Source organism: Bacillus sp. ILBB4 (assembly GCF_035064545.1).
Lineage (GTDB): Bacteria > Bacillota > Bacilli > Bacillales > Bacillaceae_H > Priestia.
Map to the genome: position 1 here is coordinate 366,144 of NZ_JAIQVD010000003.1, position 21,922 is coordinate 388,065.

Here is a 21,922-nt window from a genome sequence, read left to right on the forward strand (position 1 = left end):
GGGGAAGCAGATCTTCAAAAGGAGTAAAACTATGAAAAAAATATGCTAATTGGCTTCGCAAGTACTATCCTATACCTTTATGATGAAAAGATAGTGAAAACGATATTAGGATATAGCTCCTATTTTTCCATATTATAGATTCATTTCTCTTTAATAGGGTATACGTTCATTAGAATCGATATAAACTTAAAGAGCTGCCAGGGAGGTATATATATGGAAAAGAAACACGAAGCAACTACAAATCAGCGCGTGGTTCACCGCGCTCGAAATAGCTGGTCAGGCTTTTTGTTTGGCGTAGGGTTAGTTGCTTTTATTGATGAAGCAGTGTTTCATCAGCTGCTTCATTGGCATCATTTTTATGATAAGTCCACAACGTCCGCTGGTTTAGTGTCGGACGGTTTGTTTCATGCATTCAGCTGGTTCGCTACAATTGCATCACTTTTTATGGTGGCGGATCTTAGGCGCCGGGGCGGCTGGTGGGTGAAAAGGTGGATAGGAGGAGTATTGCTTGGAGCCGGTGCGTTTCAGCTTTATGACGGGACCGTGCAGCACAAGCTTATGGGACTTCATCAAATCCGATACGGAGTGAAGATTGCACCTTACGACATTACGTGGAATGTACTTGCATGTTTGATGCTGCTTATTGGCATCATTTTAATATGGTTTACACGTAAACAAGGTGCACATCATGATTAAATATGAAGTATTGTCTCAGCTTTTATTAGCTCTGCCTTTTGCCGCTGCCTTTTTTTTATATATGTGGGCTGTAGCGTCTTCGAATGCGACGTATAGAAAATGGTCATTATATAGGACGTCCAGCTGGACACTTGGTATTTTATGCGCCATATCTTCTGTAGCAGGACCGCTCGCAGCCCGTGCTCATATGGACTTTACCGCGCATATGACGGGGCATTTGCTTTTAGGTATGCTAGCTCCGCTTTTAATGGCGTTAGGAGCACCTCTTACGCTGCTGCTTCGCACGCTTCCGGTTCATGCAGCCAGAAAAGTGTCAAAACTTTTAAAAGGACGGTTTGTTCGGTTCATCAGCAGTCCGGTGACAGCTTCTGTTCTTAACGTAGGAGGACTTTGGATTCTTTATACAACAAGTCTGTATGGCATGATGCATCACTCTTTTTTCGTGTATGTCGCTGTACATATTCACGTATTTTTAGCCGGCTATTTATTCACCGTATCGATGATTTCAATTGATCCTTCGCCGCATCAAAAAACTTTTACGCACCGAGCATCCGTATTGGTTCTTGCTCTTGCCGCTCACGGTATTTTATCAAAATATGTGTACGCTCACCCGCCTATGCACGTCTCGGCGGAAGGGGCGCAGCAAGGGGCTATGCTGATGTATTACGGAGGCGATTTAATCGACTTATGTTTAATTGTGCTTCTTTGTTATGAATGGTTTAAGCGGGTTCAAAAAGTATCTCTTATATAAAAAAACGCGCAGAAAGCATCATGCTTTCTGCGCGTTTTTTTAGTGAATGTTTCGTTTTTTAAAGCGTCCGCCGCGGACTTCGGTAATATCTGCAACGGCTAAAAAGGCAGTAGGGTCAAAATCTTCAACAATGGTTTTTAGCTTTGATTCTTCAAGGCGCGTAATGATGCAGAAAATCACTTTTTTATCATCGCCCGTATAAGCACCTTCACCGTGCAAATAGGTAACGCCTCGACCTAGACGCGCATTAATCGCATCGCCAATTTCGTCGGAATATTCACTAATAATCCAGGCTGATTTTGATTCTTCCAATCCTTCTACAACCGTATCAATGGCTTTAGCTGCAATGATATAAGCAAGGATGGAATACATGGCGCGGTCCCACGTGAACACAAATCCCGCTGCTCCTAAAATGAAGAAGTTGAAAAACATCACAATTTCTCCCACAGAAAACGGAATTTTTTTACTGATTAAAATGGCAAGTATCTCTGTACCGTCAAGCGCTCCGCCGTAGCGAATTACGAGTCCAATTCCAATTCCGAGAATAATTCCTCCAAAAACGGTAGCAAGGAGAACGTCTGCGGTAAACGCGGGGACTTCATGAAACATAGAAGTTAAGATGGATACAACCAGTATGCCAAAAATAGTGGAAAGGGCAAATGTTTTCCCCATTTGCTTGTACCCGATAAATACAAACGGAAGATTTAGTACAAAAAGAAAGATTCCTAGATTTACGCCAGTAATATGCGAAAGCATGATGGAAATACCGGTAATTCCTCCGTCGACAACGTGGTTTGGGACAAGGAAAATTTCAAGTCCTGTGGCCATGAGCAGCGCACCGATTGCAATGGCGACGGCCCTTCCAAATACCTGTCCCTTGGACAGCTTTCGGTGCTGAATTTTCGCTTTTTCGAGTTCTGTCATTTGCATGTCTCCTTTGATGCCTCATATGTATTTCTCACTTTAGAAAAGTGAAACTATCTTTAATTATACCTTACTATGCACAATTAGTGGGGATAGACGGCTTAATTACTTGTTTCACCATGTAAAAAAAGCCTGCTTTAGAGTCATAAGCAGGCTTTTTAAAGAGTAAAACGATGAAAAAAGATAGTTGGCTTCACGGCTTTAACTATATAGAAACTTGATGAAAAAACAGTGAAAACGCCGGCATGTGCGGTAAGAAAATCGGGGATACTAGTTAAAAAAGCCAAAAGGAGATGACGAAATGAGCGTGTGGATGATGTATAATCACTTGATGCATTCGCAAACCTTTTTAAGCAGCGTATTAATTAGCGGTATTCTTCTTGTTAGCGGAGGATTTGTGTACGGCAGAATAATGAGCAAAAAGTGAACCTAATATTGCCACGGATAGGTTGTTAATGGAAGATGCTCAATAGCTGCTTGGTTAATGTTATACTTGCTTCATAAGCTTAGCGTGGAGGTGTCAGCATGAGCAAGCATCATGATCTAACAGCATCATACGGAGAATCGTTAGTGACGTGTGAACATCAGTTTGAAGCTAGCTATTACTATCATCAAGTGCGCGAACAGTGCATGAATCACATTCATGAAATAAGCAAAGCGGTAGATGAATTCACCGTTGATTTTACAGATGAAAGCTTGAAAATATTAGAGCTTCTTTACTATGATCTAGAAGACAGCAATTGTTTTGACTATTTTTCGATGACAAAAGAAGAATTCGAAGAGTGCATGGGCGTATACTTTGGTGAAGTGGTTACGTCTACTATTGACGAAGCGCGCTGGGTTGTGAAAGAATATCCGCTTATGGAAAACAAGTATGTGACCGGAATTGAAAAAGGGAATCTTTCACTCATGTTTCCCCATGGATTTTTTAACCATAAAGAGCGTCATCCAGAGTGCGTTTTTACTCTTTATCATTTATATAAACAGCTGCAAAAATAGGAAAAAGGTGAACTTAAGTTCACCTTTTTTATTGTCCCAGCTTTATGGGAATATAAATATCCATTTCATATGTATCACTATATAAATTGCTGTGTATAGCTGTATTTACAATTTCAAGAGCAGGACCTTCAATCATGCTGTAAGGAGAGTTCGGAAGCCATTCATTCCAGATGCTGTTATACGTCGACCCAAGCGATGTAATGGGACCTCTGTGTTTAAACTGCAGGTATGTAAACGAAGGAAACGTATGAACGCTCATACCGTTTGGAATACAAGCCGTATCAGCCACTTCTGTCCCTGCAATATAAAAATAATTTTCTTTTTTCGGAGCCATGCAAATGCCTGTAACCATATGAGGTTCTTTTGAAGAGCTAATCATTTCTTTTTCTTTAAGTACTTGCTTCAAAAGATTCTCTTTTTGATACTCTCCGTTTTTTGCTATGCCTATCACTGAAAATCCTTCTTTATATACAACTTTACCTTGCATAATCCACCTCGAATTTTTCAAGCTCTAGCTTTTATTCTATCAATCATAAATTACTTTACCGTGATTGTAACATAATCTTAAGTAGATATCGATGCAGAAAATGGAACATTATAAAAGATAGCTTTTGTGAATCAAGAGATAGTTCTGGCAAGCTGATTAGTGGAGATTAGTAAACTCTTAGTTATGTTAAATAAAAGGAGAGTATATACTTTAATACCATGTAATTCATATTAGAGGTAGGAAGATGGGAGACGTAATTCAAGGTCAGCTGAACATATTTTCAGCGCAGTCTCAAAACGTGCAGACATTGACTTATGGTTCGGAAACGAGCATTTTAAGTGTAGACGCTGAGACGAAAAAACCCAACCAAAAGATGAAAATAGACGGTTTTGCTACAATTGAATCAAGTATTCCCCTTGGATTAACTAGTTATCAATATGGAGTAACACTTAGAGTATATAGAAATTCTCAGCTTTTGTTTTCACAGAATTTACAGCAGGGAGCTGCAGCCGTTTTAACACTATCATTTACTCAGCAAAACGCTCTTTCTTTTACATGGGTAGATACAGTAACATCAATTGGTACATACACGTACTCAGTGAGAATAGAGTTTTTTAGCCGGTTTTCAACCGGGGTGACTGCTCAAACAAATACACGTGCAATTGCGATTACTACATAAAAAAACAGCGCCAGAATTCTGGAGCTGTTTTTTTACTGATGCAACACTTTATTTATATAACGTTTATGAAGAGGAAATCCGGGAAACTCCTTAATATAAGTCAAAATGGTAGCTAAACCAGTAGTCGTCCTGCACATTCTTTGTGTTTGAAGCGACAATATGCTCATGACCTTGTTCATCCGTGGCAATCCAATTATAGTTGATATCCATTTTAATCGGATACATATTGCCTTTTTTAAACAAAATAACGGGGGGAGTTACTTCAACAAACTCGTTTAGTTTTTTAACAACATTTTCTTTACAGCGAATTAGCTCCATGTCTTTTTCTCCTTTGATGTTATTGCACAATCATATTTTTTGCGTTGTGCACAATATATAATTTAAAATAACAAAGGTAAGTTTAGCACATTTTACAAAAAACAGAGAAATAAAAAGGAGCGATATCGATGAATGAACAAATTTTATTAGCAGAACGCCCAAAGGGAATGCCAACAAAAGATACGTTTAAATACGAAAAAATTGAAATGCCTACAGCGAAAGAAGGCGAGGTACTTGTTCAAACTCTTTACCTTTCTGTTGATCCGTATATGAGAGGACGCATGAACGATACAAAATCATATGTTCCTCCATTTGAGCTAAACGCACCGCTTGCAGGCGGCATTGTAGCACGCGTAATGGAATCAAAATCAGATCGCTTTAAAGAAGGCGATATCGTGACGGGAATGCTTCCTTGGAAACGCTATTCAGCTGCAGAAGCAAAAAACTTACAGAAAGTTGATCCAGAGCTAACGCCAATTACAACGGCTATCGGCGTTCTTGGTATGCCTGGTCTCACAGCTTACTTTGGACTGCTTGAAATCGGTCAGCCAAAAGAAGGCGAAACAGTAGTCGTTTCCGGTGCAGCAGGTGCTGTTGGATCTGTTGTTGGTCAAATCGCTAAAATTAAAGGCGCACGTGTTGTCGGCATCGCAGGTTCTGAAGATAAAATTGCTTATTTAAAAGATGAGCTCGGATTTGATGAAGTGATTAATTATAAAAAAGGAAATGTGAAAGAAGCGTTGAAAGAAGCGTGTCCTAATGGCGTTGATGTTTACTTTGAAAACGTCGGCGGAGAGATTTCAGATGCAGTTGTTAGCTTATTAAATAAGTTTGCGCGCATTCCGCTTTGCGGCCAAATTTCACTGTATAACTTAGAAAAACAAGATGTTGGACCGCGTGTTCAAACACCTTTATTAATTAACAGTGCGTTAATGAAAGGCTTTATTGTAGCCGACTATGCGGACAAATTCCCTGAAGGCATTAAGCAGTTAGGCGAATGGGTGCAGCAAGGAAAAATCAAGTACAGCGAAAACGTTGTAGAAGGTTTTGAAAATGTACCTGAAGCGTTCCTTGGTTTATTTGAAGGAGCAAACTTAGGAAAACAGCTTGTAAAAGTAGCAGAATAAGCGTAAAAACCCGTGCGGGAATAATCCCGCACGGGTTTTTTTACATCGTTGAAGCCGTTTGTTGTTTCGCTTCTTCTTCCATATGTTCACCAGTTCGTTCGATTGGCGAGCGTTTGTGATAGCGTCCAAGCAGTCCTGTCATGATGAAGATACCAATTAACGAATAAAGAACTTGAACTACGCCGAATACCACTGTTGCAGAGCCTACAATCAACACATCTGTCAAAAGCATTGTTTTACCTGGATTAATGCCAAAGCGTTTATCAAGAAACACGCATAGCATGTTGATTCCGCCAAGAGAAGAGCCGTGGCGAAACAAAAAGATCAGTCCAATGCCGACAATAATGCCGCCCACAATCGCAGCTACAAGCGGATGCGGAAGCTCAAACGAAAAGTTGGCAGCTAATAAATCGGACATCACTGACATCAGGCTAACGCTGATGAAGCTTTTTATCGTAAATTGCAGCCCGATTTGCGTAAGAGCCATAAAATAAAATGGTAAATTGATGATAAAGAACAATACCCCAAATGAAATACCGGTTAAATGCTGCAGGACGATTCCAAGTCCTGCTGTTCCGCCAATAACGAGGTTAGAAGCGGTTAAAAATTGAATTCCGATGGCAACGCACAAACAGCCAAAGGTAATCCATCCCCATTGTTTTACGTGATTCATATCTCCATCCCCTTTTGTATATTTATACAATACTTTCGATAGAAAACACCGTCTTTTAATTCACAAAATCTATTTTACTATATATCTTTTCAAAAAAAAGCACTTTTGTGAGAGAATCTAACACAAGATTAAAAGTTAGATAATTCAGATTTATTAAGTTTTTTTGAAGCGAATGAGCGATAAACCAATATGTTTCTAAAAAAAGATTACAAAGAAAGAATGAGAAAAACGGATTTTGGAAAATGTATAAACAAATATTTGGATAATGGTTAAAAAAAGGGAGGAAATATTAGTTTAAACGAACAATTTTAACAAAAATTAAAATGTAGTTCGGATTTTTGTTGATTTTTTGTTTGATTGAGGTAATATATAACATTATTACCATGAAAATATGTAGAGATGGAAGTGGATGCGGAATGAATAAGAAATTATCAGCGTTGACAGGGGTGGCTGTACTTGCTTTTTCAATGACAGCATGTGCCCCTCAGCAGGAAAAAGAAGTGTTTGCTGAGAAAAAAGAACCCCCTCAACACCTCGCTGATCAGCAAATCATGGCCGACGCTTGGTACCAAACATCCGGCGAAATGAAAGCTTTGTATTACCAAGGCTATAATACAGGAAAGCTTCGTTTAGATGAGGCGCTTGCAAAAAGTACCGATAAAAAGCCTGCCATTATTTTGGATTTAGATGAGACCGTGTTTGATAATAGTCCATTTCAAGCATCAGCAATCAAAACCGGCAAAGGGTTTCCTTATAAGTGGGATGAGTGGGTGCAAGCAGCAAAAGCGAAAGCAGTACCAGGTGCTGTTGATTTCTTGACGTATGCGGATCAAAAAGGCGTAGATATTTACTATATTTCAGGCCGTACAACTTCTCAGCTTGAGGCAACAATTAAAAACCTAAAGAATTTACATATTCCTCAAGCAACCAAAGACCATGTGCTATTAACGGGTCCAAAAGATGAAGGAAAAGAAACGCGCCGTCAAAAAGTAGCGACGAATCATAATGTAGTCCTGCTGTTTGGGGATAATTTATCTGATTTTAGCGGCTTTGATAAAAAGTCCATTACTGATCGAAATAAGCTTGTAGAAGAGCAAAAAGAAGCGTTTGGCCAAAAGCTAATCGTATTTCCAAATCCAATGTATGGAGATTGGGAAGGAGCTATTTATAACTACGACTACTCAATTTCGGACAAACAAAAAGATAAGCTTCGCCGCGAACAGCTTCAGTATTTCAACTAAAAAAGAGATGGAGACATAACGAAATCGCTCCAATCAACAGCTAGAAGCACCTGCATTGAAACCTTTGTTCACCATCACAATAAAAAATCCGAACGAGGTTGATTCTCCATTAAGAATCAACCTCGTTCGGATTTCTCTTCAACTCACATATTGTTGTCCCAGCTTCTTTTAATCTTTTTACTATAGCTTGTCCAACTGATCCTGCCTTTTAAGAAAGAAGCCAAGGAGCATAAGGAGCTTGCTTCCACTCGTGTTTTAACATGCCATAAATCACAAGGTCGTGGTAGTGATCATATAGGTATTCACCTTCTCTGCAAAGGCCTTCTTCTGTAAAACCTAGACGCGTAGGGATGGCTTTACTTTTTTCGTTATTAACGCCGCAGCGTATTTCGACTCGATGAAGGTTTAACGTATTAAATGCATAGTTCAGGCATCCGTGTACGGCTCTTGTCATAATACCTTTTCCTTGAAAATCATGTCCAATCCAATAGCCGAGACTTGTACTTTTGTTTCCCCAATTAATTCCGTGAAAACCAATCATCCCGGCGATTTCTCCGTAGTACCGAATGATGGCCTGGAATCCTTGGTTATTATAGTATTGAGCTCTCCATTCAGGGATAAGTTCATCATAGTCAGCAATACTTTGCATGCTATCTACCCATGGGAGCCATTCTTTTAGGTAAGGTCTTGACTCGTTAATAAGAGAAAGCAAGGGGAAAGCGTCAGTTGATTCAATCAAATGCAAACTAACTTCGTCATCAATTTTGTATTCAAACATACGAAAGCCTCCTGTGATGATGGGCCTGCTGAGATAAGCGTAGCGTGTAGGCAGTTCTAACATCTAGTTTTTCTTTATTCTACCACAAGTAACAGAGAGGAGAACGAGGAAGTTTAGGCTAAAAGTAAATAACGCATAAAGTCGATAGGATTTTAATGATTAAAAAAATTAATAATTGAAAGCACTTTTATCAATATTTTTACAGAAAAGAAGCATATACAGTGATACAATGGAAGAAGAGATAAGGCGTTGTATGTATACATACTTTATAACAAACATGATATTGGATTGATAAAAGCAGGTGGTAAAAACATGGATGTACAACTATTAATAACGGTATTTGCACTCGGGTTTTTCGGGTCATTTTTAGCAGGTATGCTTGGAATTGGAGGATCAGTTGTTTTGTACCCGCTGTTGCTATTTGTTCCGCCTCTTGTAGGAGTGGGAATGTTCAGCGCGCACGAAGTAGCTGGTATAGGAGCCGTACAGTCGCTGTTTGCGTCTGTTTCAGGAGCTCTTGCTTACAAAAAGGGCGGCTATTTGAATAAACCGTTAATTTTATATATGGGTATCAGCGTCTTAGTTGGCAGTCTCATTGGTTCAACGCTATCAAACTCGTTTTCAGAAGGAATGATCAATTTCATTTACGGCGTGATGGCAACAATTGCTGCAGGATTAATGTTTATGCCCAAAAAAAATAATCCAGCGGCCGATTCATTCGAAGTGACGTTTTCAAAACCTTTGGCAGCAGCTCTGGCGTTTTTAGTTGGAATTTGCGGGGGGATTGTCGGAGCAGGGGGCGCATTTTTACTTGTTCCTATTATGATTACCGTGTTAAAAATTCCTGTGCGCGTAACGATTGCAAGCTCATTAGCCGTGACGTTTATTTCGTCTATGGGAACAACATTCGGTAAAGTAATGACGCATCAAGTCCTTTTGCTTCCGGCGCTTATGATTATTGGAGCAAGCTTACTAGCAGCTCCAATCGGCGCTTTTGTCGGGCAAAAGACGAAGGTAGCGTCGCTGCAAGTTATCTTAGCGATCGTTATTACGGCGACTTCGCTGAAAATATGGTTTGATTTACTAATGAAATCTATTCATTAAAAAAAGCTGCCTTTTTAAGGACAGCTTTTTTATTTTGTTGTTGATGACACAAGGTGAGCGACTAAAATATAGCGTTCAGGTGCTGAACCAACGTAGTTAAATGGATAACAGGTGCTGACGGTTAAAGTGGCTCTAGGCTTTGGCACAATAACAGTCCGGTCATCCGCATCAACGATTCGTACTTTGTTCACTTTGTATGTGAAGGTGCCTGCTGCCGTGTTCACCACGAGCGAATCGCCTTCACCCACGTCGCCAAGCTTACGAAAAACCGTATCGCGATGTCCTGATAGAACAGAATTGTCGTTTTGACCAGGCAACACGCTTCCTGCAAAATGACCCACGCCTTTTTCTAATTCATCTTCGTTCGTACCGTGATAAATCGGCAGCTTAGCGTTTAATTTAGGAATATATAATTCTCCCATTAAATCACCGATTTTTGGCTGTTTCGGGTAAGACACATCTGACACTTTCGGCTTTTTTTCCGAGCTAGCAGTACGAGAGTGTACCGCTTTTTTAGCTTCAACAGAAGAAGCTTCAGCAGAAGAGTCTGCTGTTGAAGAGTCCTTGCTTTTAGAAACTGAAGCTGCGGCTGGTTCTTCTGTATCCATTGTTTTAAATGCCAAATAGCCTCTTGCAAATTTATAGGCGTTTGTTGTTGTAAACCAAAGACCAAAGCAAATGACGGCGGCTAAAAGGGAAAGAACAATCAACCGCTTTTTGCGATTGATTGTTCTTCTTGTTTTTCTTGGTTCCATTTTATGCGCGTCTCACTTTGCGGAAAAGAACAAAGCCAGCTGCTACAAGCACTAATCCAATTAATGTATTTGTTACATAATTAGAAGCCGTTTCGGGAAGTTTTCCACCTTTAACTGTTTTTTGTACAGCGCCATTCGTTTGTTTCTTCACCGGTTCTTGTTTCTTTTCTACTGCTGGTTTTTGCGCTTGAGCTGGTTTTGCTACAGCTTCAGCAGATTTTTCTACTTCTTTTCCTGTGTCTGTGATGATATCAGAATTAAACATATCGCCTGTAATCACCATGTCTGCTAAAAATTTACCGTCTGTTGTATAAAGAGAAATTTTTAGACTTGCATTTTTTAATTCTTCTAAGTTGATTAAATCAGTAAGAGAAAGCGGTCTTTCATTTCCGCCTTGTACAAGTGCAAACTTAGCGTCTAAATGGAAGATTGATAGCATTTCTTTATAAATAGACATTAATTCAGCGATTTGATCAGCAGATAATTCTGTTGCTGTATCAAAATCTTCGAATGCCGCTAAGCGCTCGCCTAATTGATCTAAGCGGTTAAGCGTTGCTTCATTTGAAAGCTCATCTTCTAACGATGTAAAATGTGCTTCAATTCGATTTAACTCTTCTGAAGTTAAGCCTAATTCAGACTGCATAAACGATAGTAAGCCGCTTAAATCTTCTTCGCTTAATTCATCATCGTAAGAAGCGTCTTCTTCGTCATATGACTCATCATCTTTATACCAGTCGTCGCCCTCTAGATAGAAGCCAACATCCTCATATAAATCATCTAGGTACACATAATCGTCTAAGCTTTGGCCATTCTCTTTTAATAACGCATTTAAGCTTGTTTTGTCTAAGTCAAAATCTGCATACACATCTTGCACGTTATGTAAGTCAGCTGCAATTGGTTCACCTAAAAAGTCTTCTAAATCTGCGATTGTATCGAAGTTTTCAAGACTTTCATCGTACAGTGAAAGCGAATATTCAACGTCGTCTTTGGTTACTTCAAAGCCTCGCGTTTGGCTTACCGATTTTAAATACTTGTTGAAATCTGCGTCAAATGTTGACGCTGCTGCGAATGAAGACGTTGGAAATACGCCTACAAACAGCAGAAATGATAATAGTATTGCCCCCAGTTTTTTCATCAATTTTCTCCTTTTTTTTACGTTTTCTACAAGATTATATAGGAAGAGTTATAAATTTACAATATATACTTATATTATATATAGCTTGAATATAGTGGTAATTTAAGGGATTTATAGAACTATAGATTTTGAGAATCCCGTATGAAAGGGAGCGGAAAGCCCCAGATAGAAAAAGGAGGAAATAAAGAAAAAGGTTTATAATTTTTTTGACAGAGGCAGAAATATAAAAAAGTACCAAAAAAGAACAGCACTTAGAAGCTGTTCTTTTTGAAATGATATGTAAGCCTTAGCATAGATAGTTGAAATTCGATACCGTTCCGCTTTAGAAAAAGGTGGTTACGAGTTATGATTTTAGTAAGGATAGTGAAGAAAAGTGAGAGCGCGGTTTTGTCAGCTCTATTTTGATTCCTTTTAGCCTTAAACGTTCTACAAACTGTTTGCGTTTTTTTCGCTTTTCATGCGGGGATTGATTCATATTTGCCTCATCCTCCATATTTAGTCAAGTAGCTAACATATCATTATCATAATCAAAAGATGACGGTTACACAATAAACATTCTCAAATATTCACAAAGATTTAAAATTTGTTACATTGATAGTGTACATGTACCCCATTCTCTTTTTTTATAACATCTCAATGTGCTGTTTTTAAATTGAAGTGTTGTAAATCCTGTCGCAGGCTAAAAAACGGGATTAAAAAAACGCGCTGACTTTTATATTTTGATTCGCTGTGCTTAAAAGCTATACTAGTAGTGCGTATAGAAAAGAGTAAACCGAATTTTTACATCTCATCTATTCGTATACAAAAAAGAAAGAGGGATTTTGATGAAAACAGAACAGCAGTATTTTGAAGAAGGAAAATCAATTCAAACATATATGAACGACATGAGTACATTAAAAGAGGAAAGTTTAGCTGTTTATGAACAATTTCAGCTTCCTAAAGATGGACTCGCTGACAAATTAAAGGCTCGCAAGCTTCACTTCTTAGCAATTACTGAAGATTGGTGCGGAGATGCGATGATGATTAACCCAATCATTCGTAAAGTAGCGGAAGCTGCCGGTATCGATGTGCGCGTTGCACTGCGAGATGCGGACACCGAATTAATTGACCGCCACTTAACAAACGGAGGACGTGCCATTCCGATTATTTTAATTTTTAATAATGAGGGGAATTTACTAGGAAAATGGGGTCCTCGCGCTCCTGAAGTTCAGCAAATCGTCGATGAGCTTCGTGCCACGCTTCCTTCAAAAGAAGACCCTTCGTTTGAAGAAAAACAAAAAGAAGTCTTTTCTTCGTTACGAAGAAGATATAAAGAAGAACCGGCTCTTTGGTCGTATGTTTATAACAGCTTTAAAGAAACGGTATTAGCTGTTGTGAAATAACTTAAAAAAGCAAGATAAAATGAAGCGCTCATTTTATCTTGCTTTTTTTCTGGTTATTGCAACAAGATCGTTTGTATATCACTTTAATGGAAAGGCAGCTCTTATGAATGTTAGTGTTCAAAACGCGCACTTTTAATTGAGAAAACGTACAAAATTCTAAAAATAAAAATATTTTTTATTCAAAACGCGTACTTTTCAACTTGATGATGATATAATAACAAATAATAAATGAAGAAAGGGGACGCGTGAATGAATGGAAAAGCTTTTGGTCAGTATTTTTAAGCAGCATTTTTAGAGTTCAACATGAATTTTATTTTTTAAATTTAATGAAAGCGCTTAATAACTAACTTCTCAGAAAATATAGAAGAAAGGTGTTAGATACATGAATAACTTACATAGAAAAATGGGAACGTTTTCTCTCATGATGGTCGGTCTTGGATCTATTATTGGATCAGGATGGCTGTTTGGGGCATGGAGAGCTGCTCAAATTGCAGGCCCGGCAGCAATTGCTTCTTGGATTATTGGAATGGTTGTTATTTTATTTATAGCTCTTTCTTACAGTGAACTAGGGTCTATGTTTCCAGAAGCAGGAGGTATGGTTAAGTATACGCAATACTCGCACGGCTCATTTCTTGGCTTTATTGCGGCTTGGGCAAACTGGATTGCAATCGTATCGGTTATTCCTGTTGAAGCGGTTGCTTCTGTTCAGTATATGAGTTCATGGCCATGGGAGTGGGCGAAATGGACAGGCAGTTTAGTAGAAAATGGGATTCTTACTGGAAAAGGCTTGGCTATTGCTACAGGACTATTAATCATTTATTTTCTTTTAAATTATTGGACCGTAGGCTTATTTTCAAAAGCTAATTCGCTTATTACCGTTTTTAAGATTGTAATTCCAGGGCTTACAATTGGTGCTCTTTTATTCGCAGGGTTTCACGGAGGAAACTTCTCCTCTGCAGGAGGCGTTGCTCCAAATGGATGGGCAAGCGTTTTGACAGCTGTTGCTACGTCTGGGATTGTGTTTGCTTTTAACGGTTTTCAAAGCCCCATTAATATGGCGGGAGAAGCGAAAAACCCGGGACGCTCTATTCCTATTGCGGTAGTAGGATCCATTTTAATTGCGACCGTGATCTATGTATTGCTTCAAATTGCGTTTATTGGAGCGGTAAATCCTTCAGAAATCGTAAAAGGATGGAGTCATCTTAACTTTAATTCGCCGTTTGCCGATCTAGCGATTGCCTTAAATATTAACTGGCTTGTTATTGTTTTATATGCCGATGCTTTTGTATCGCCATCAGGAACAGGTATTACGTATACAGCTACCACGTCACGCATGATTTATGGTATGGAAAAAAATAAATATTTGCCGAATATACTGGGACGAGTTCATCCGCTTTACGGAGTTCCGCGTCAAGCCATGTTCTTTAATTTATTTGTCTCATTCATCTTTTTATTTTTATTTAGAGGCTGGGGAATATTAGCCGAAATTATTTCTGTAGCTACATTAATTTCATATCTTACCGGTCCTATTACCGCTATGACGTTAAGAAAAACGGGGACCGATCTTTATAGACCTTTACGTATAAAAGGGTTAAACGTAATAGCGCCTCTTGGATTTATTTTTGCTTCACTTACTCTTTACTGGGCAAGATGGCCGTTAACTGGACAGGTATTATTTATTATTTTAATTGGTTTGCCAATTTATTTTTATTACCAAGCAAAATCAAAATGGAAAGGCTTTGGTCAAAACTTCCGAGCTGGCGTTTGGATGATTGTCTACTTATTATGTATGATGACAATCTCTTGGATAGGAAGTGAAAAGTTCGGGGGACTCAATATTATTAAATACGGCTGGGATATGGGTCTGATTGCAATTGTTGCACTTTTCTTTTATGCTTGGGCACTTAAAAGCGGATACAAAACCGAGTATTTAAAAGAAGCAATCAATGTTAATAATGAAATGAAAGCAGCGGAAGCACAGACTGCCTCAGCTAAAGAACAGATCATAGAAAAACAAATTAAATAAGTAGTAAAAATGAGGCTGGGACAAAAGTATTTCAGTTGAAGTCAAATGCGAACTATTAATTATTTTTTGATTGGTAGTTCGTGTTTTTTTGTTGTTATGTTGAATATAGATTTTATGTGTATAGTTGGTTCTAGCAGTTGATTGGAGGACAAGGCGAAGACTCCTCCGGGAAAAGCGGAAGGGATGAGACCCCGCAGGAGCGCAAGAGAGGAGGAGGCTCATCGGCCGCCCGCGGAAAGCGAAGCCTTGCAAGGAAAATCAACTGCGGTGTCACAAGCAGTCCAGCTCATGTATCCAATTTGTTTGTCTTTAGATTAGATTGATTTAGTTATGTTCCAGCCTCTTCTTTTGTGGATAAATTTTATTTTTTTGAATACTAGATAGTAAAAAATGCTATAATGGTGGGCAAAATCATGCAGGGGGAGAACGACTTATGGATATCGTATCAATCACTTCTTTTTTAGGCGTAGCCGCTTTGCTTACGGTTATGCCTGGACCTGATAACTTATTTGTTTTAGCACAAAGCATATCAAACGGTAGATATGCAGGAATCTCGACTTCATTAGGGCTTTGTACGGGCTTGCTTGGTCATATAGCTGCAGCAACATTGGGTCTATCGGCTGTTATCTATCAATCGGCTTTAGCGTTTGCTATTGTAAAATACGCTGGAGCAGCTTATTTATTATATCTGGCTTATAAGACGTTTACAGCAAAAGATTCCGCTCTCGCTGTTGAAAACAAAGAAGCCGTTGAGTACAAGGTGCTATATAAAAAAGGAGTGATTATGAATCTGCTAAATCCAAAAGTTTCGCTTTTTTTTCTTGCTCTTTTACCTCAGTTTGTTAATCATTCAACCGGACACGCCACACAGCAAATGCTTGTTTATGGAGCCGTGTTTTTAGTTCAAGCGCTGATTATTTTTACGTTAATTAGTCTATTTGCAGGGAAAGTAGGAGAGTTTTTGCGAAAATCTCCGGCGCTGTCTAAGCGGCTTAATCTTGTGCAAGGCTCTATCTTTACGCTTATTGGCTTAAAAATTGCTTTCAGTGAGAAATAAGCAAAAGATAAGACGGTAAACCTGCTTTTTATCTCTATTAAAAGGCGTGGGCATAGGTTAGTTAAAGGGAGATCCGAACGATAAATCCAATTCGTTCGGATTTTTTATGTCTATAGTAAAAGTAGGTTTCATGTATGTAGTTGCTTCTAGCTGGTGATTGGAGGGCAAGGCGAAGACTTCTGCGGGAAAAGCGGAATAGATGAGACCCCGCAGAAGTGCAAGCGACGAGGAGGCTCACCGCCCGCGGAAAGCGAAGCTTTGCACGGAAATCAATAGCGGTGTAACGAGATTCACGCTAGCTCATTTATCCGTCTTTATTTTGTGCTTTAAAACAGCAGTGCCTGGCAAAATCCTGCTTTTTTGAGTGAATATTCTCGAATGTTTTAAGGGGACGAACCCTTCTTGTCCAATCACATATATATATAGAATGAGAGATAAAACATCAGGCAAAGCCGGTGTTAATCACAAGTTCTTTCATATTATGATTGAAAGGAAAGGTTCACATGAAAAAAGTATGGCTAGATGCAGGACACGGCGGTACAGATTCAGGCGCTTTAGGAAATAATTTGCGTGAAAAAGATATTACGCTGCAGCTTGTACTACACGCGCGGGCGTATTTAGAACATAACTATTCCGTAGATGTTCAAGTAACCCGTTCAACCGATGTGTTTGTTTCATTATCAGATCGAGCGAACCGGGCTAATGCATGGGGAGCGGATATTTTTGTTTCTATGCACATCAATGCTGGCAGCGGTACTGGATTTGAAACGTATCGGTATCCATCACAAGAGGGAAGTCAATCTTCTCTTTTACAAAAAGAGCTGCACACAGAGATTTTAACAATCATGCGGAAATTTGGGACGATTGCAGATCGCGGTTTAAAAACGGCTAATTACGCTGTACTGCGTGAAACAAATATGCCAGCTGTTTTAACAGAAAACTTGTTTATCGATACGACAGCCGACGCTGAAAAATTAAAAAACGCTACGTTTCTTCGGGAAGTGGGAGAAGCGCACGCGCGTGGAATTGCTAATTATTTAAACTTACCTTCTAATCAAGTTACATTCTATACCATTCAATCTGGAGATACATTTTATAGCATTGCAAAGAAGTATAATATCACCGTTCAGCAGCTGCAGGATGCAAATCCTGGCGTAGATCCTACAAAACTGCAAATTGGTCAGCAAATTGTTCTTCCTGTCACTACGTATACTGTACAAGCAGGAGATACGTTTTATAGCATCGCGAAAAAATACAGCATGACCGTTCAGCAGCTGCAGGATGCAAACCCCGGCGTAGATCCTACAAACTTACAAATTGGTCAGCAAATTATCATTCCCGCTGTTTAATATCTGTAAATAAAAAAGATGACACGGCAGCGTGTCATCTTTTTTATTTATTGAACTAATCTTACAAGCATATGGGCAAGGTGATGCTGCTGTTCTTTGTCTCCAACCTTCCACAGTTCGTGAAGCAGGTTTTCCTCTCGATTGCGCGGCTCTTCATGCTTAGCAAGGTAATCAGCTACTTTCTGAGCTGTTTTAGCCAGCTGTTCCTCATTCATCCCTAACTTTTCGCCTTTTGAGACCTTGTCCCCTAGATAACTTTTAAATCCTTCGAAGCTAGAGAGAATATCCTCTTTTTTCTCCTCGCTCATAGAATTAATTGCTCCTTCAACTTTTGCTGAATGATTTGTTTCTACAGAATTACTCATAGTTTTTTTCTCCTCTCATGGTTATATTTGGGTGTTAGAAAGCATATTCCCTGAGGATTCAGTAAATAAACGTCCAAATGTGTTATTTTTACATTATGACATTTTACAAGGACTTAAAAAGGTGAGGTCAACCGAGAGTTTATCAACCAATAATAAAATGACAAAAAGACTTTGAATAAAGAAATCAAAGTCTTTTACTAATTTTTATTTTATACTGAAGCATCATACCTCGGGCGTAGGAGTAGGCGTAGCATAGCCTTCCTTATATTTATCATCGATTTCTTGGCGAATGTCTTCGATGCTTTTGCCTTTGCTGTAGTCTACTACAGCTTGAGCCGCTATTTCTAAACAGACGCCGCATTTTGTTCCGTGATCATCCCACGTCACTGCGCCGTTTCCTTTGTTTTCGAAGATAAAACAGTCGTAGTTGTTTTGATGATTAGCTTCTTCTCCACATCCGCAGTAGCAAGGAATGTTTTCTAGTAAGGTTTGATGCTTAGCAGCGGCTGCATAAATAAGCTGCATGTCTTCGGGCTTGTCATTCAGAAAAGAGGGAAGAGTTTCACTATTTTTTGTTTCTTCTCGTTTATCACCTAATGTGTGCTGCTGATGTTCTTCATGTTGTGTTGCTTCTGTACGTTTGCTGCCTGAACTTTCTTTACTTTCGTTTCCGCAGCCGGAGACCATGCTTGCTGCAAGGACAACTGTTATGACCTTTGATTTTATCATCAAAATGTTCATCCTTTCTTCAATTAAAGCTAATAATATGTACATCCATCATGTGAAAAAGACATTATTCGTCTTTGAAGTCATTCATCAACTTTCTGCAAAATAATTTTCCGATACATACCTTTCAACATGACGCTTGAATTTTCCTTTAAGATAAGCTGATCCCGGCTTGCTTCAAACACATGTTCAAAAGAGAGTCCAATATCCGTTCCTAGTAATTTTACGAAAGGGCGGAATATTTTTTTAGCAAAAGCCGCTGATTTCTTTTTAGTTTCAAATTTATCAAAAATCAGGATAGTTCCCTTAGGCTTTACTACTCTTGTCATTTCTTTTAAAGCTTGCTCCGCATCAGGTACTACGCTAAGAATTAAGCTTGCTACAACTACATCAAATGAAAAAGAGTCGAATGTTAGCTGCTGAGCGTCCATTTGGTGGAAGGTTATAGATGGATTTTTGTATTTATCTTTTGCTTTTTGAAGCATTTCACTGGAATAGTCGATGGCGGTTACATTTACTTCATGAGGAATAAAAGCTAAATCTGCACCCGTTCCAACACCTACAAATAAAATGCGCTGTTCAGATGAAAAGTGGACGTCTTGAAAGACTTTTTTTCTGGCTTGATAAAACATCCCATTATTAAAAAACGCATCATAAAAAGGGGCCCAACACTTATAAATAAATTGATTCCAGCAGTTATTCATGTAAACCCTCCTAGAAAATAAGCTTTCCAACGCCTGCTGGAAAGCTTATGGATTATATTTATTTTTTCATTTTGAGTAAGCGAAGACTGTTTAAAATAACAAGTAGCGCTGCTCCTGTATCGCTTAAAACGGCAATCCACAGAGTAAGCCACCCTGGGAAGATAAAGGCTAAGGCAATGACTTTAACAATAATAGAAAACCAAATGTTTTGTTTGATGACGGCTAACGCTTTGCGGCTTAGCTTCATCGTATGAGGAAGCTTTTCTAAATTGTCTGCCATGAGAACAATATCAGCTGTTTCCATGGCCGTATCAGTACCAGCACCGCCCATTGCAATGCCAAGATCAGCAGTTGCGAGGGCAGGGGCGTCATTAATTCCATCTCCAACCATAGCCGTTTGATACCCTTCATGTTGAAGCTGCTGTATGGCTTTTACTTTGTCTTCAGGCAGCAAATCGGCGAAATAGCGGTCTACCCGCGACTCAGAGGCAATCATTTTAGCTGTTCCTTCGTTATCACCGGTTAACATCACAATTTGCTGCATTCCGTTTTGTTTGAGGTTTTCTAAAGCAGATACGGTTGTATGTCTGATGGTATCAGCTACGCTAATAATACCTAGAACACTTTTAGCTGTTCCGACAATAATAATCGTTTTACCTTCGTTTTGAAGCTTTTCAATATGAGACCAGCAGTGGGATAGAGGTGTTCCTAAATCTGAGAATAATTTTGCATTACCTGCGTAATAAACCGTTTCTTGAATTGTTGCCTGAACGCCTTTTCCTGTAAGGATTTTAAAATTTGATCCTTGCAAAGAATCGACTTTTTTCTCCGCTGCATAATCCACGATAGCACGGGCAATGGGGTGATTCGAATAGTCTTCAAGCGTTTTTGTTATCGCTAAAAGCTGATTTTCTTCAACAGCAAGGGAAACAACCTCTGAAACGGCTGGTTTACCTTCTGTTAGCGTTCCTGTTTTATCAAAAGCAATCGCATTGATTGCACCAGCTTTTTCTAAAAACGTCCCGCCTTTAATGAGCACGCCATTTTTCGCCGCGTTTCCAATCGCAGATACAATGGCGACGGGAGTAGAAATGACTAGCGCGCATGGGCAAGCCACAACTAATAATTCAAGCCCCTTGTAAAACCACTCACTCCATGCACCATCAAACAGGGGAGGGATGACCATAATGAATAAAGCTAAAATAAAGACGATAGGCGTGTAAATGGTTGCAAATTTATCAACAAATGCTTGAGTAGGCGCTTTTTTCTCCTGTGCTTCTTCCACTAAATGAATAATTTTAGAAATAGTCGTATCTTCGACTAGCTTTGTTACCTTAATTTCTAACGATCCGCTTTCGTTAATGGTGCCTGCATAAACAGCATCACCGATTACTTTATCAACTGGAATAGATTCACCTGTAATAGGAGCTTGGTTGATACTGGATTCGCCGTTTATAATTTCACCATCTAGCGGAATTCGGTCTCCTGGCTTTACGACAATCGTAGTGCCGATTGAAATATCTTCCGCTGCTTTTTTAATCAGCTGGCCGTTTTCTTTCACCCATGCTTCAGAAGGAGCTAAATCCATCAAACCTCGTATCGAGTTTCTTGTTTGTTCAATCGACCTTGTTTGTAGAGCAACACCTAAAGCAAATAGCCAAACGACCGTAGCACCTTCAAGCCACTCACCAATAACAGCTGCTCCAAGTGCTGCAACGGTCATTAAAACATTCATGTCTAAAGAACGGCTTTTAATTCCGTAATAAGCACTTTTAGCCGGTTTATATCCGCTAACAATCATGGCAATAGCGTAGAGTACAGTTGTCATATAAGAAGCAATCCCTGTATGAGAACCGATAAAACCTAATGCGATGAGAATACCCGAAAAAACAATCGGTCCATTTTGGCCTTTATGGTGCCGCGACTCAGCAGACTGCCTGCTGCTGGTTACTAAAGTAGCGGTATACCCAGCTTTAGATACTTCTTTAATAATGTCATCCGCTTCGTTATCGTGCTCAATTTGTGCCTTTCCCGTTGAAAAGTTAACGCGTACATCTTTGACAGCAGGAACTGTTTTTAAATGATTCACAATTGTGTTCGCACAAGCCGCGCAGTCCATTCCTTCAATCAAATACGTTTTCATTTTTTTATTTGATTGGATAGTCTCAATGTTAAACCCTAGTTTTTCTACTGAGCTTGGAATGAGTAACAGAGCTGACTCACTTGCTGCCGCTACCTGGAGCTTCCCTGTATTATAGTTGAGGGTTACATGTTGAATATCGTTTAATGTTTTTAAACTTTTTTCAATCGTCGCGGCGCAGGAAGGACAATCCATTCCATATACGCGGTATTCAGCCGTTTCTTCTATGTCACTGTCGCCTGATACTATATCGTGATCACTGCAGCAAGAATGCTGGCCTTTGTCGGTCGTTAACGCAATGGTATCTGAACAGCAGCTGTGACTGTGTTCATGACTCTTTGTGCCGCAGGAAGAAGGCTCTTCAGTAGATGCGGCTTCTGAAGAAAAGGAGCAGCAGGTCTTGCTTTCAATTTCTGGTGAAGAAGATCCGCTGCAGCAGCTTCCGGTATGCTGATGATTTTTTTTATCTTCGTGTTTCATTGTGTCCCACTCCCTATACGGTAAGA

25 protein-coding genes and 1 pseudogene are annotated in these 21,922 nt (G+C 39.3%); 14 read left to right on the forward strand and 12 right to left on the reverse strand.

From position 1 onward, the window contains the following. The first annotated feature begins 213 nt into the window (after positions 1 to 213). A complete protein-coding gene (locus LAV82_RS13980; protein WP_499716288.1) occupies positions 214 to 696 on the forward strand; it encodes a DUF2243 domain-containing protein in 483 nt (160 codons plus the stop codon). Continuing rightward, positions 689 to 1,447, forward strand: coding sequence for a cytochrome c oxidase assembly protein (locus LAV82_RS13985; RefSeq protein WP_499716289.1), 759 nt, complete (start codon positions 689 to 691; stop codon positions 1,445 to 1,447). Before LAV82_RS13980 ends, LAV82_RS13985 begins: the two co-directional genes overlap by 8 nt. A 39-nt stretch (positions 1,448 to 1,486) precedes the next feature. Here the strand turns inward: LAV82_RS13985 and LAV82_RS13990 are convergent, their stop codons facing one another. Then, positions 1,487 to 2,371: a YitT family protein gene (locus tag LAV82_RS13990; protein WP_013057858.1), complete on the reverse strand. Its 885-nt coding sequence runs from the start codon at positions 2,369 to 2,371 to the stop codon at positions 1,487 to 1,489. A 301-nt stretch (positions 2,372 to 2,672) separates the two neighbouring features. Here LAV82_RS13990 and LAV82_RS13995 point away from each other — a divergent pair, with 301 nt between their 5' ends. Both LAV82_RS13995 and LAV82_RS14000 read left to right on the forward strand, forming a co-directional pair. Continuing rightward, the gene (locus tag LAV82_RS13995; protein ID WP_013057857.1) at positions 2,673 to 2,798 is read left to right on the forward strand and encodes a hypothetical protein; all 126 of its coding nucleotides are present in this window, start codon (positions 2,673 to 2,675) and stop codon (positions 2,796 to 2,798) included. A 98-nt stretch (positions 2,799 to 2,896) separates the two neighbouring features. Further along, a complete protein-coding gene (locus LAV82_RS14000; RefSeq protein ID WP_013057856.1) occupies positions 2,897 to 3,370 on the forward strand; it encodes a YwmA family protein in 474 nt (157 codons plus the stop codon). Between the two features lie 28 nt (positions 3,371 to 3,398). On the opposite strand, the gene LAV82_RS14005 is transcribed toward LAV82_RS14000, so the two are convergent. After that, complete coding sequence (locus LAV82_RS14005; RefSeq protein WP_499716291.1) at positions 3,399 to 3,857, reverse strand: GyrI-like domain-containing protein; 459 nt, start codon at positions 3,855 to 3,857, stop codon at positions 3,399 to 3,401. 244 nt (positions 3,858 to 4,101) lie between these two features. On the opposite strand from LAV82_RS14005, the gene LAV82_RS14010 reads away from it, so the two are divergent. Beyond that, the gene (locus tag LAV82_RS14010) at positions 4,102 to 4,536 is read left to right on the forward strand and encodes a hypothetical protein (RefSeq protein WP_499716292.1); all 435 of its coding nucleotides are present in this window, start codon (positions 4,102 to 4,104) and stop codon (positions 4,534 to 4,536) included. 90 nt (positions 4,537 to 4,626) lie between these two features. Here LAV82_RS14010 and LAV82_RS14015 read toward each other — a convergent pair whose 3' ends face one another. Then, positions 4,627 to 4,854, reverse strand: coding sequence for a hypothetical protein (locus LAV82_RS14015; RefSeq protein ID WP_013057853.1), 228 nt, complete (start codon positions 4,852 to 4,854; stop codon positions 4,627 to 4,629). 128 nt (positions 4,855 to 4,982) lie between these two features. Here LAV82_RS14015 and curA point away from each other — a divergent pair, with 128 nt between their 5' ends. Next, complete coding sequence (curA, locus tag LAV82_RS14020) at positions 4,983 to 5,981, forward strand: NADPH-dependent curcumin/dihydrocurcumin reductase (RefSeq protein WP_499716293.1); 999 nt, start codon at positions 4,983 to 4,985, stop codon at positions 5,979 to 5,981. 40 nt (positions 5,982 to 6,021) lie between these two features. Here the strand turns inward: curA and LAV82_RS14025 are convergent, their stop codons facing one another. Continuing rightward, positions 6,022 to 6,654, reverse strand: coding sequence for a YitT family protein (locus LAV82_RS14025; RefSeq protein WP_013057851.1), 633 nt, complete (start codon positions 6,652 to 6,654; stop codon positions 6,022 to 6,024). Between the two features lie 416 nt (positions 6,655 to 7,070). Here LAV82_RS14025 and LAV82_RS14030 point away from each other — a divergent pair, with 416 nt between their 5' ends. Then, a complete protein-coding gene (locus tag LAV82_RS14030) occupies positions 7,071 to 7,895 on the forward strand; it encodes a 5'-nucleotidase, lipoprotein e(P4) family (RefSeq protein WP_499716294.1) in 825 nt (274 codons plus the stop codon). 208 nt (positions 7,896 to 8,103) lie between these two features. On the opposite strand, the gene LAV82_RS14035 is transcribed toward LAV82_RS14030, so the two are convergent. Beyond that, positions 8,104 to 8,673 carry a GNAT family N-acetyltransferase gene (locus tag LAV82_RS14035; protein WP_013057849.1) on the reverse strand — a complete coding sequence of 190 codons (570 nt, stop codon included), beginning with the start codon at positions 8,671 to 8,673 and terminating at the stop codon, positions 8,104 to 8,106. Between the two features lie 312 nt (positions 8,674 to 8,985). Between LAV82_RS14035 and LAV82_RS14040 the strand changes: the two genes are divergently transcribed. Then, positions 8,986 to 9,777 carry a sulfite exporter TauE/SafE family protein gene (locus tag LAV82_RS14040; RefSeq protein ID WP_013057848.1) on the forward strand — a complete coding sequence of 264 codons (792 nt, stop codon included), beginning with the start codon at positions 8,986 to 8,988 and terminating at the stop codon, positions 9,775 to 9,777. A 29-nt stretch (positions 9,778 to 9,806) separates the two neighbouring features. Here the strand turns inward: LAV82_RS14040 and srtD are convergent, their stop codons facing one another. From srtD to LAV82_RS14055, 3 genes are all read right to left on the reverse strand, one after another. Beyond that, on the reverse strand, positions 9,807 to 10,532 hold the full coding sequence (gene srtD / locus LAV82_RS14045; RefSeq protein WP_499716295.1) for a class D sortase, LPxTATN-specific: 726 nt from the start codon (positions 10,530 to 10,532) through the stop codon (positions 9,807 to 9,809). Position 10,533: 1 nt separating this feature from the next. Beyond that, entirely contained in the window at positions 10,534 to 11,667 is a 1,134-nt protein-coding gene (locus LAV82_RS14050) for a processed acidic surface protein (RefSeq protein WP_433781022.1), read from the reverse strand. Between the two features lie 343 nt (positions 11,668 to 12,010). Further along, complete coding sequence (locus LAV82_RS14055) at positions 12,011 to 12,142, reverse strand: hypothetical protein (protein ID WP_013057845.1); 132 nt, start codon at positions 12,140 to 12,142, stop codon at positions 12,011 to 12,013. A gap of 349 nt (positions 12,143 to 12,491) precedes the next feature. Here LAV82_RS14055 and LAV82_RS14060 point away from each other — a divergent pair, with 349 nt between their 5' ends. The 6 genes and pseudogenes from LAV82_RS14060 (at position 12,492) to LAV82_RS14085 (ending at position 17,481) form a co-directional block, all read left to right on the forward strand. Further along, the gene (locus LAV82_RS14060) at positions 12,492 to 13,049 is read left to right on the forward strand and encodes a thioredoxin family protein (protein WP_211077850.1); all 558 of its coding nucleotides are present in this window, start codon (positions 12,492 to 12,494) and stop codon (positions 13,047 to 13,049) included. A gap of 382 nt (positions 13,050 to 13,431) precedes the next feature. Further along, positions 13,432 to 15,075, forward strand: coding sequence for a glutamate/serine transporter AimA (aimA, locus tag LAV82_RS14065; RefSeq protein ID WP_013083908.1), 1,644 nt, complete (start codon positions 13,432 to 13,434; stop codon positions 15,073 to 15,075). Positions 15,076 to 15,212: 137 nt separating this feature from the next. Then, positions 15,213 to 15,393: pseudogene (locus tag LAV82_RS14070) on the forward strand (hypothetical protein). 115 nt (positions 15,394 to 15,508) lie between these two features. Then, complete coding sequence (locus LAV82_RS14075) at positions 15,509 to 16,132, forward strand: LysE family translocator (RefSeq protein ID WP_013057840.1); 624 nt, start codon at positions 15,509 to 15,511, stop codon at positions 16,130 to 16,132. 153 nt (positions 16,133 to 16,285) lie between these two features. Then, positions 16,286 to 16,408, forward strand: coding sequence for a hypothetical protein (locus LAV82_RS14080; RefSeq protein WP_274609572.1), 123 nt, complete (start codon positions 16,286 to 16,288; stop codon positions 16,406 to 16,408). 227 nt (positions 16,409 to 16,635) lie between these two features. Continuing rightward, on the forward strand, positions 16,636 to 17,481 hold the full coding sequence (locus tag LAV82_RS14085) for an N-acetylmuramoyl-L-alanine amidase family protein (RefSeq protein ID WP_116299138.1): 846 nt from the start codon (positions 16,636 to 16,638) through the stop codon (positions 17,479 to 17,481). Between the two features lie 47 nt (positions 17,482 to 17,528). Here the strand turns inward: LAV82_RS14085 and LAV82_RS14090 are convergent, their stop codons facing one another. The 4 genes from LAV82_RS14090 to LAV82_RS14105 all read right to left on the reverse strand — a co-directional run bounded on the left by LAV82_RS14090 (position 17,529) and on the right by LAV82_RS14105 (position 21,896). Then, complete coding sequence (locus LAV82_RS14090; RefSeq protein ID WP_013083905.1) at positions 17,529 to 17,846, reverse strand: DUF3243 domain-containing protein; 318 nt, start codon at positions 17,844 to 17,846, stop codon at positions 17,529 to 17,531. Between the two features lie 222 nt (positions 17,847 to 18,068). Then, positions 18,069 to 18,575 carry a PCYCGC motif-containing (lipo)protein gene (locus LAV82_RS14095; protein WP_211077854.1) on the reverse strand — a complete coding sequence of 169 codons (507 nt, stop codon included), beginning with the start codon at positions 18,573 to 18,575 and terminating at the stop codon, positions 18,069 to 18,071. 80 nt (positions 18,576 to 18,655) lie between these two features. Beyond that, positions 18,656 to 19,276: a class I SAM-dependent methyltransferase gene (locus LAV82_RS14100; protein ID WP_499716296.1), complete on the reverse strand. Its 621-nt coding sequence runs from the start codon at positions 19,274 to 19,276 to the stop codon at positions 18,656 to 18,658. Between the two features lie 58 nt (positions 19,277 to 19,334). Further along, the gene (locus LAV82_RS14105; RefSeq protein ID WP_499716297.1) at positions 19,335 to 21,896 is read right to left on the reverse strand and encodes a heavy metal translocating P-type ATPase; all 2,562 of its coding nucleotides are present in this window, start codon (positions 21,894 to 21,896) and stop codon (positions 19,335 to 19,337) included. Positions 21,897 to 21,922 lie beyond the last annotated feature (26 nt).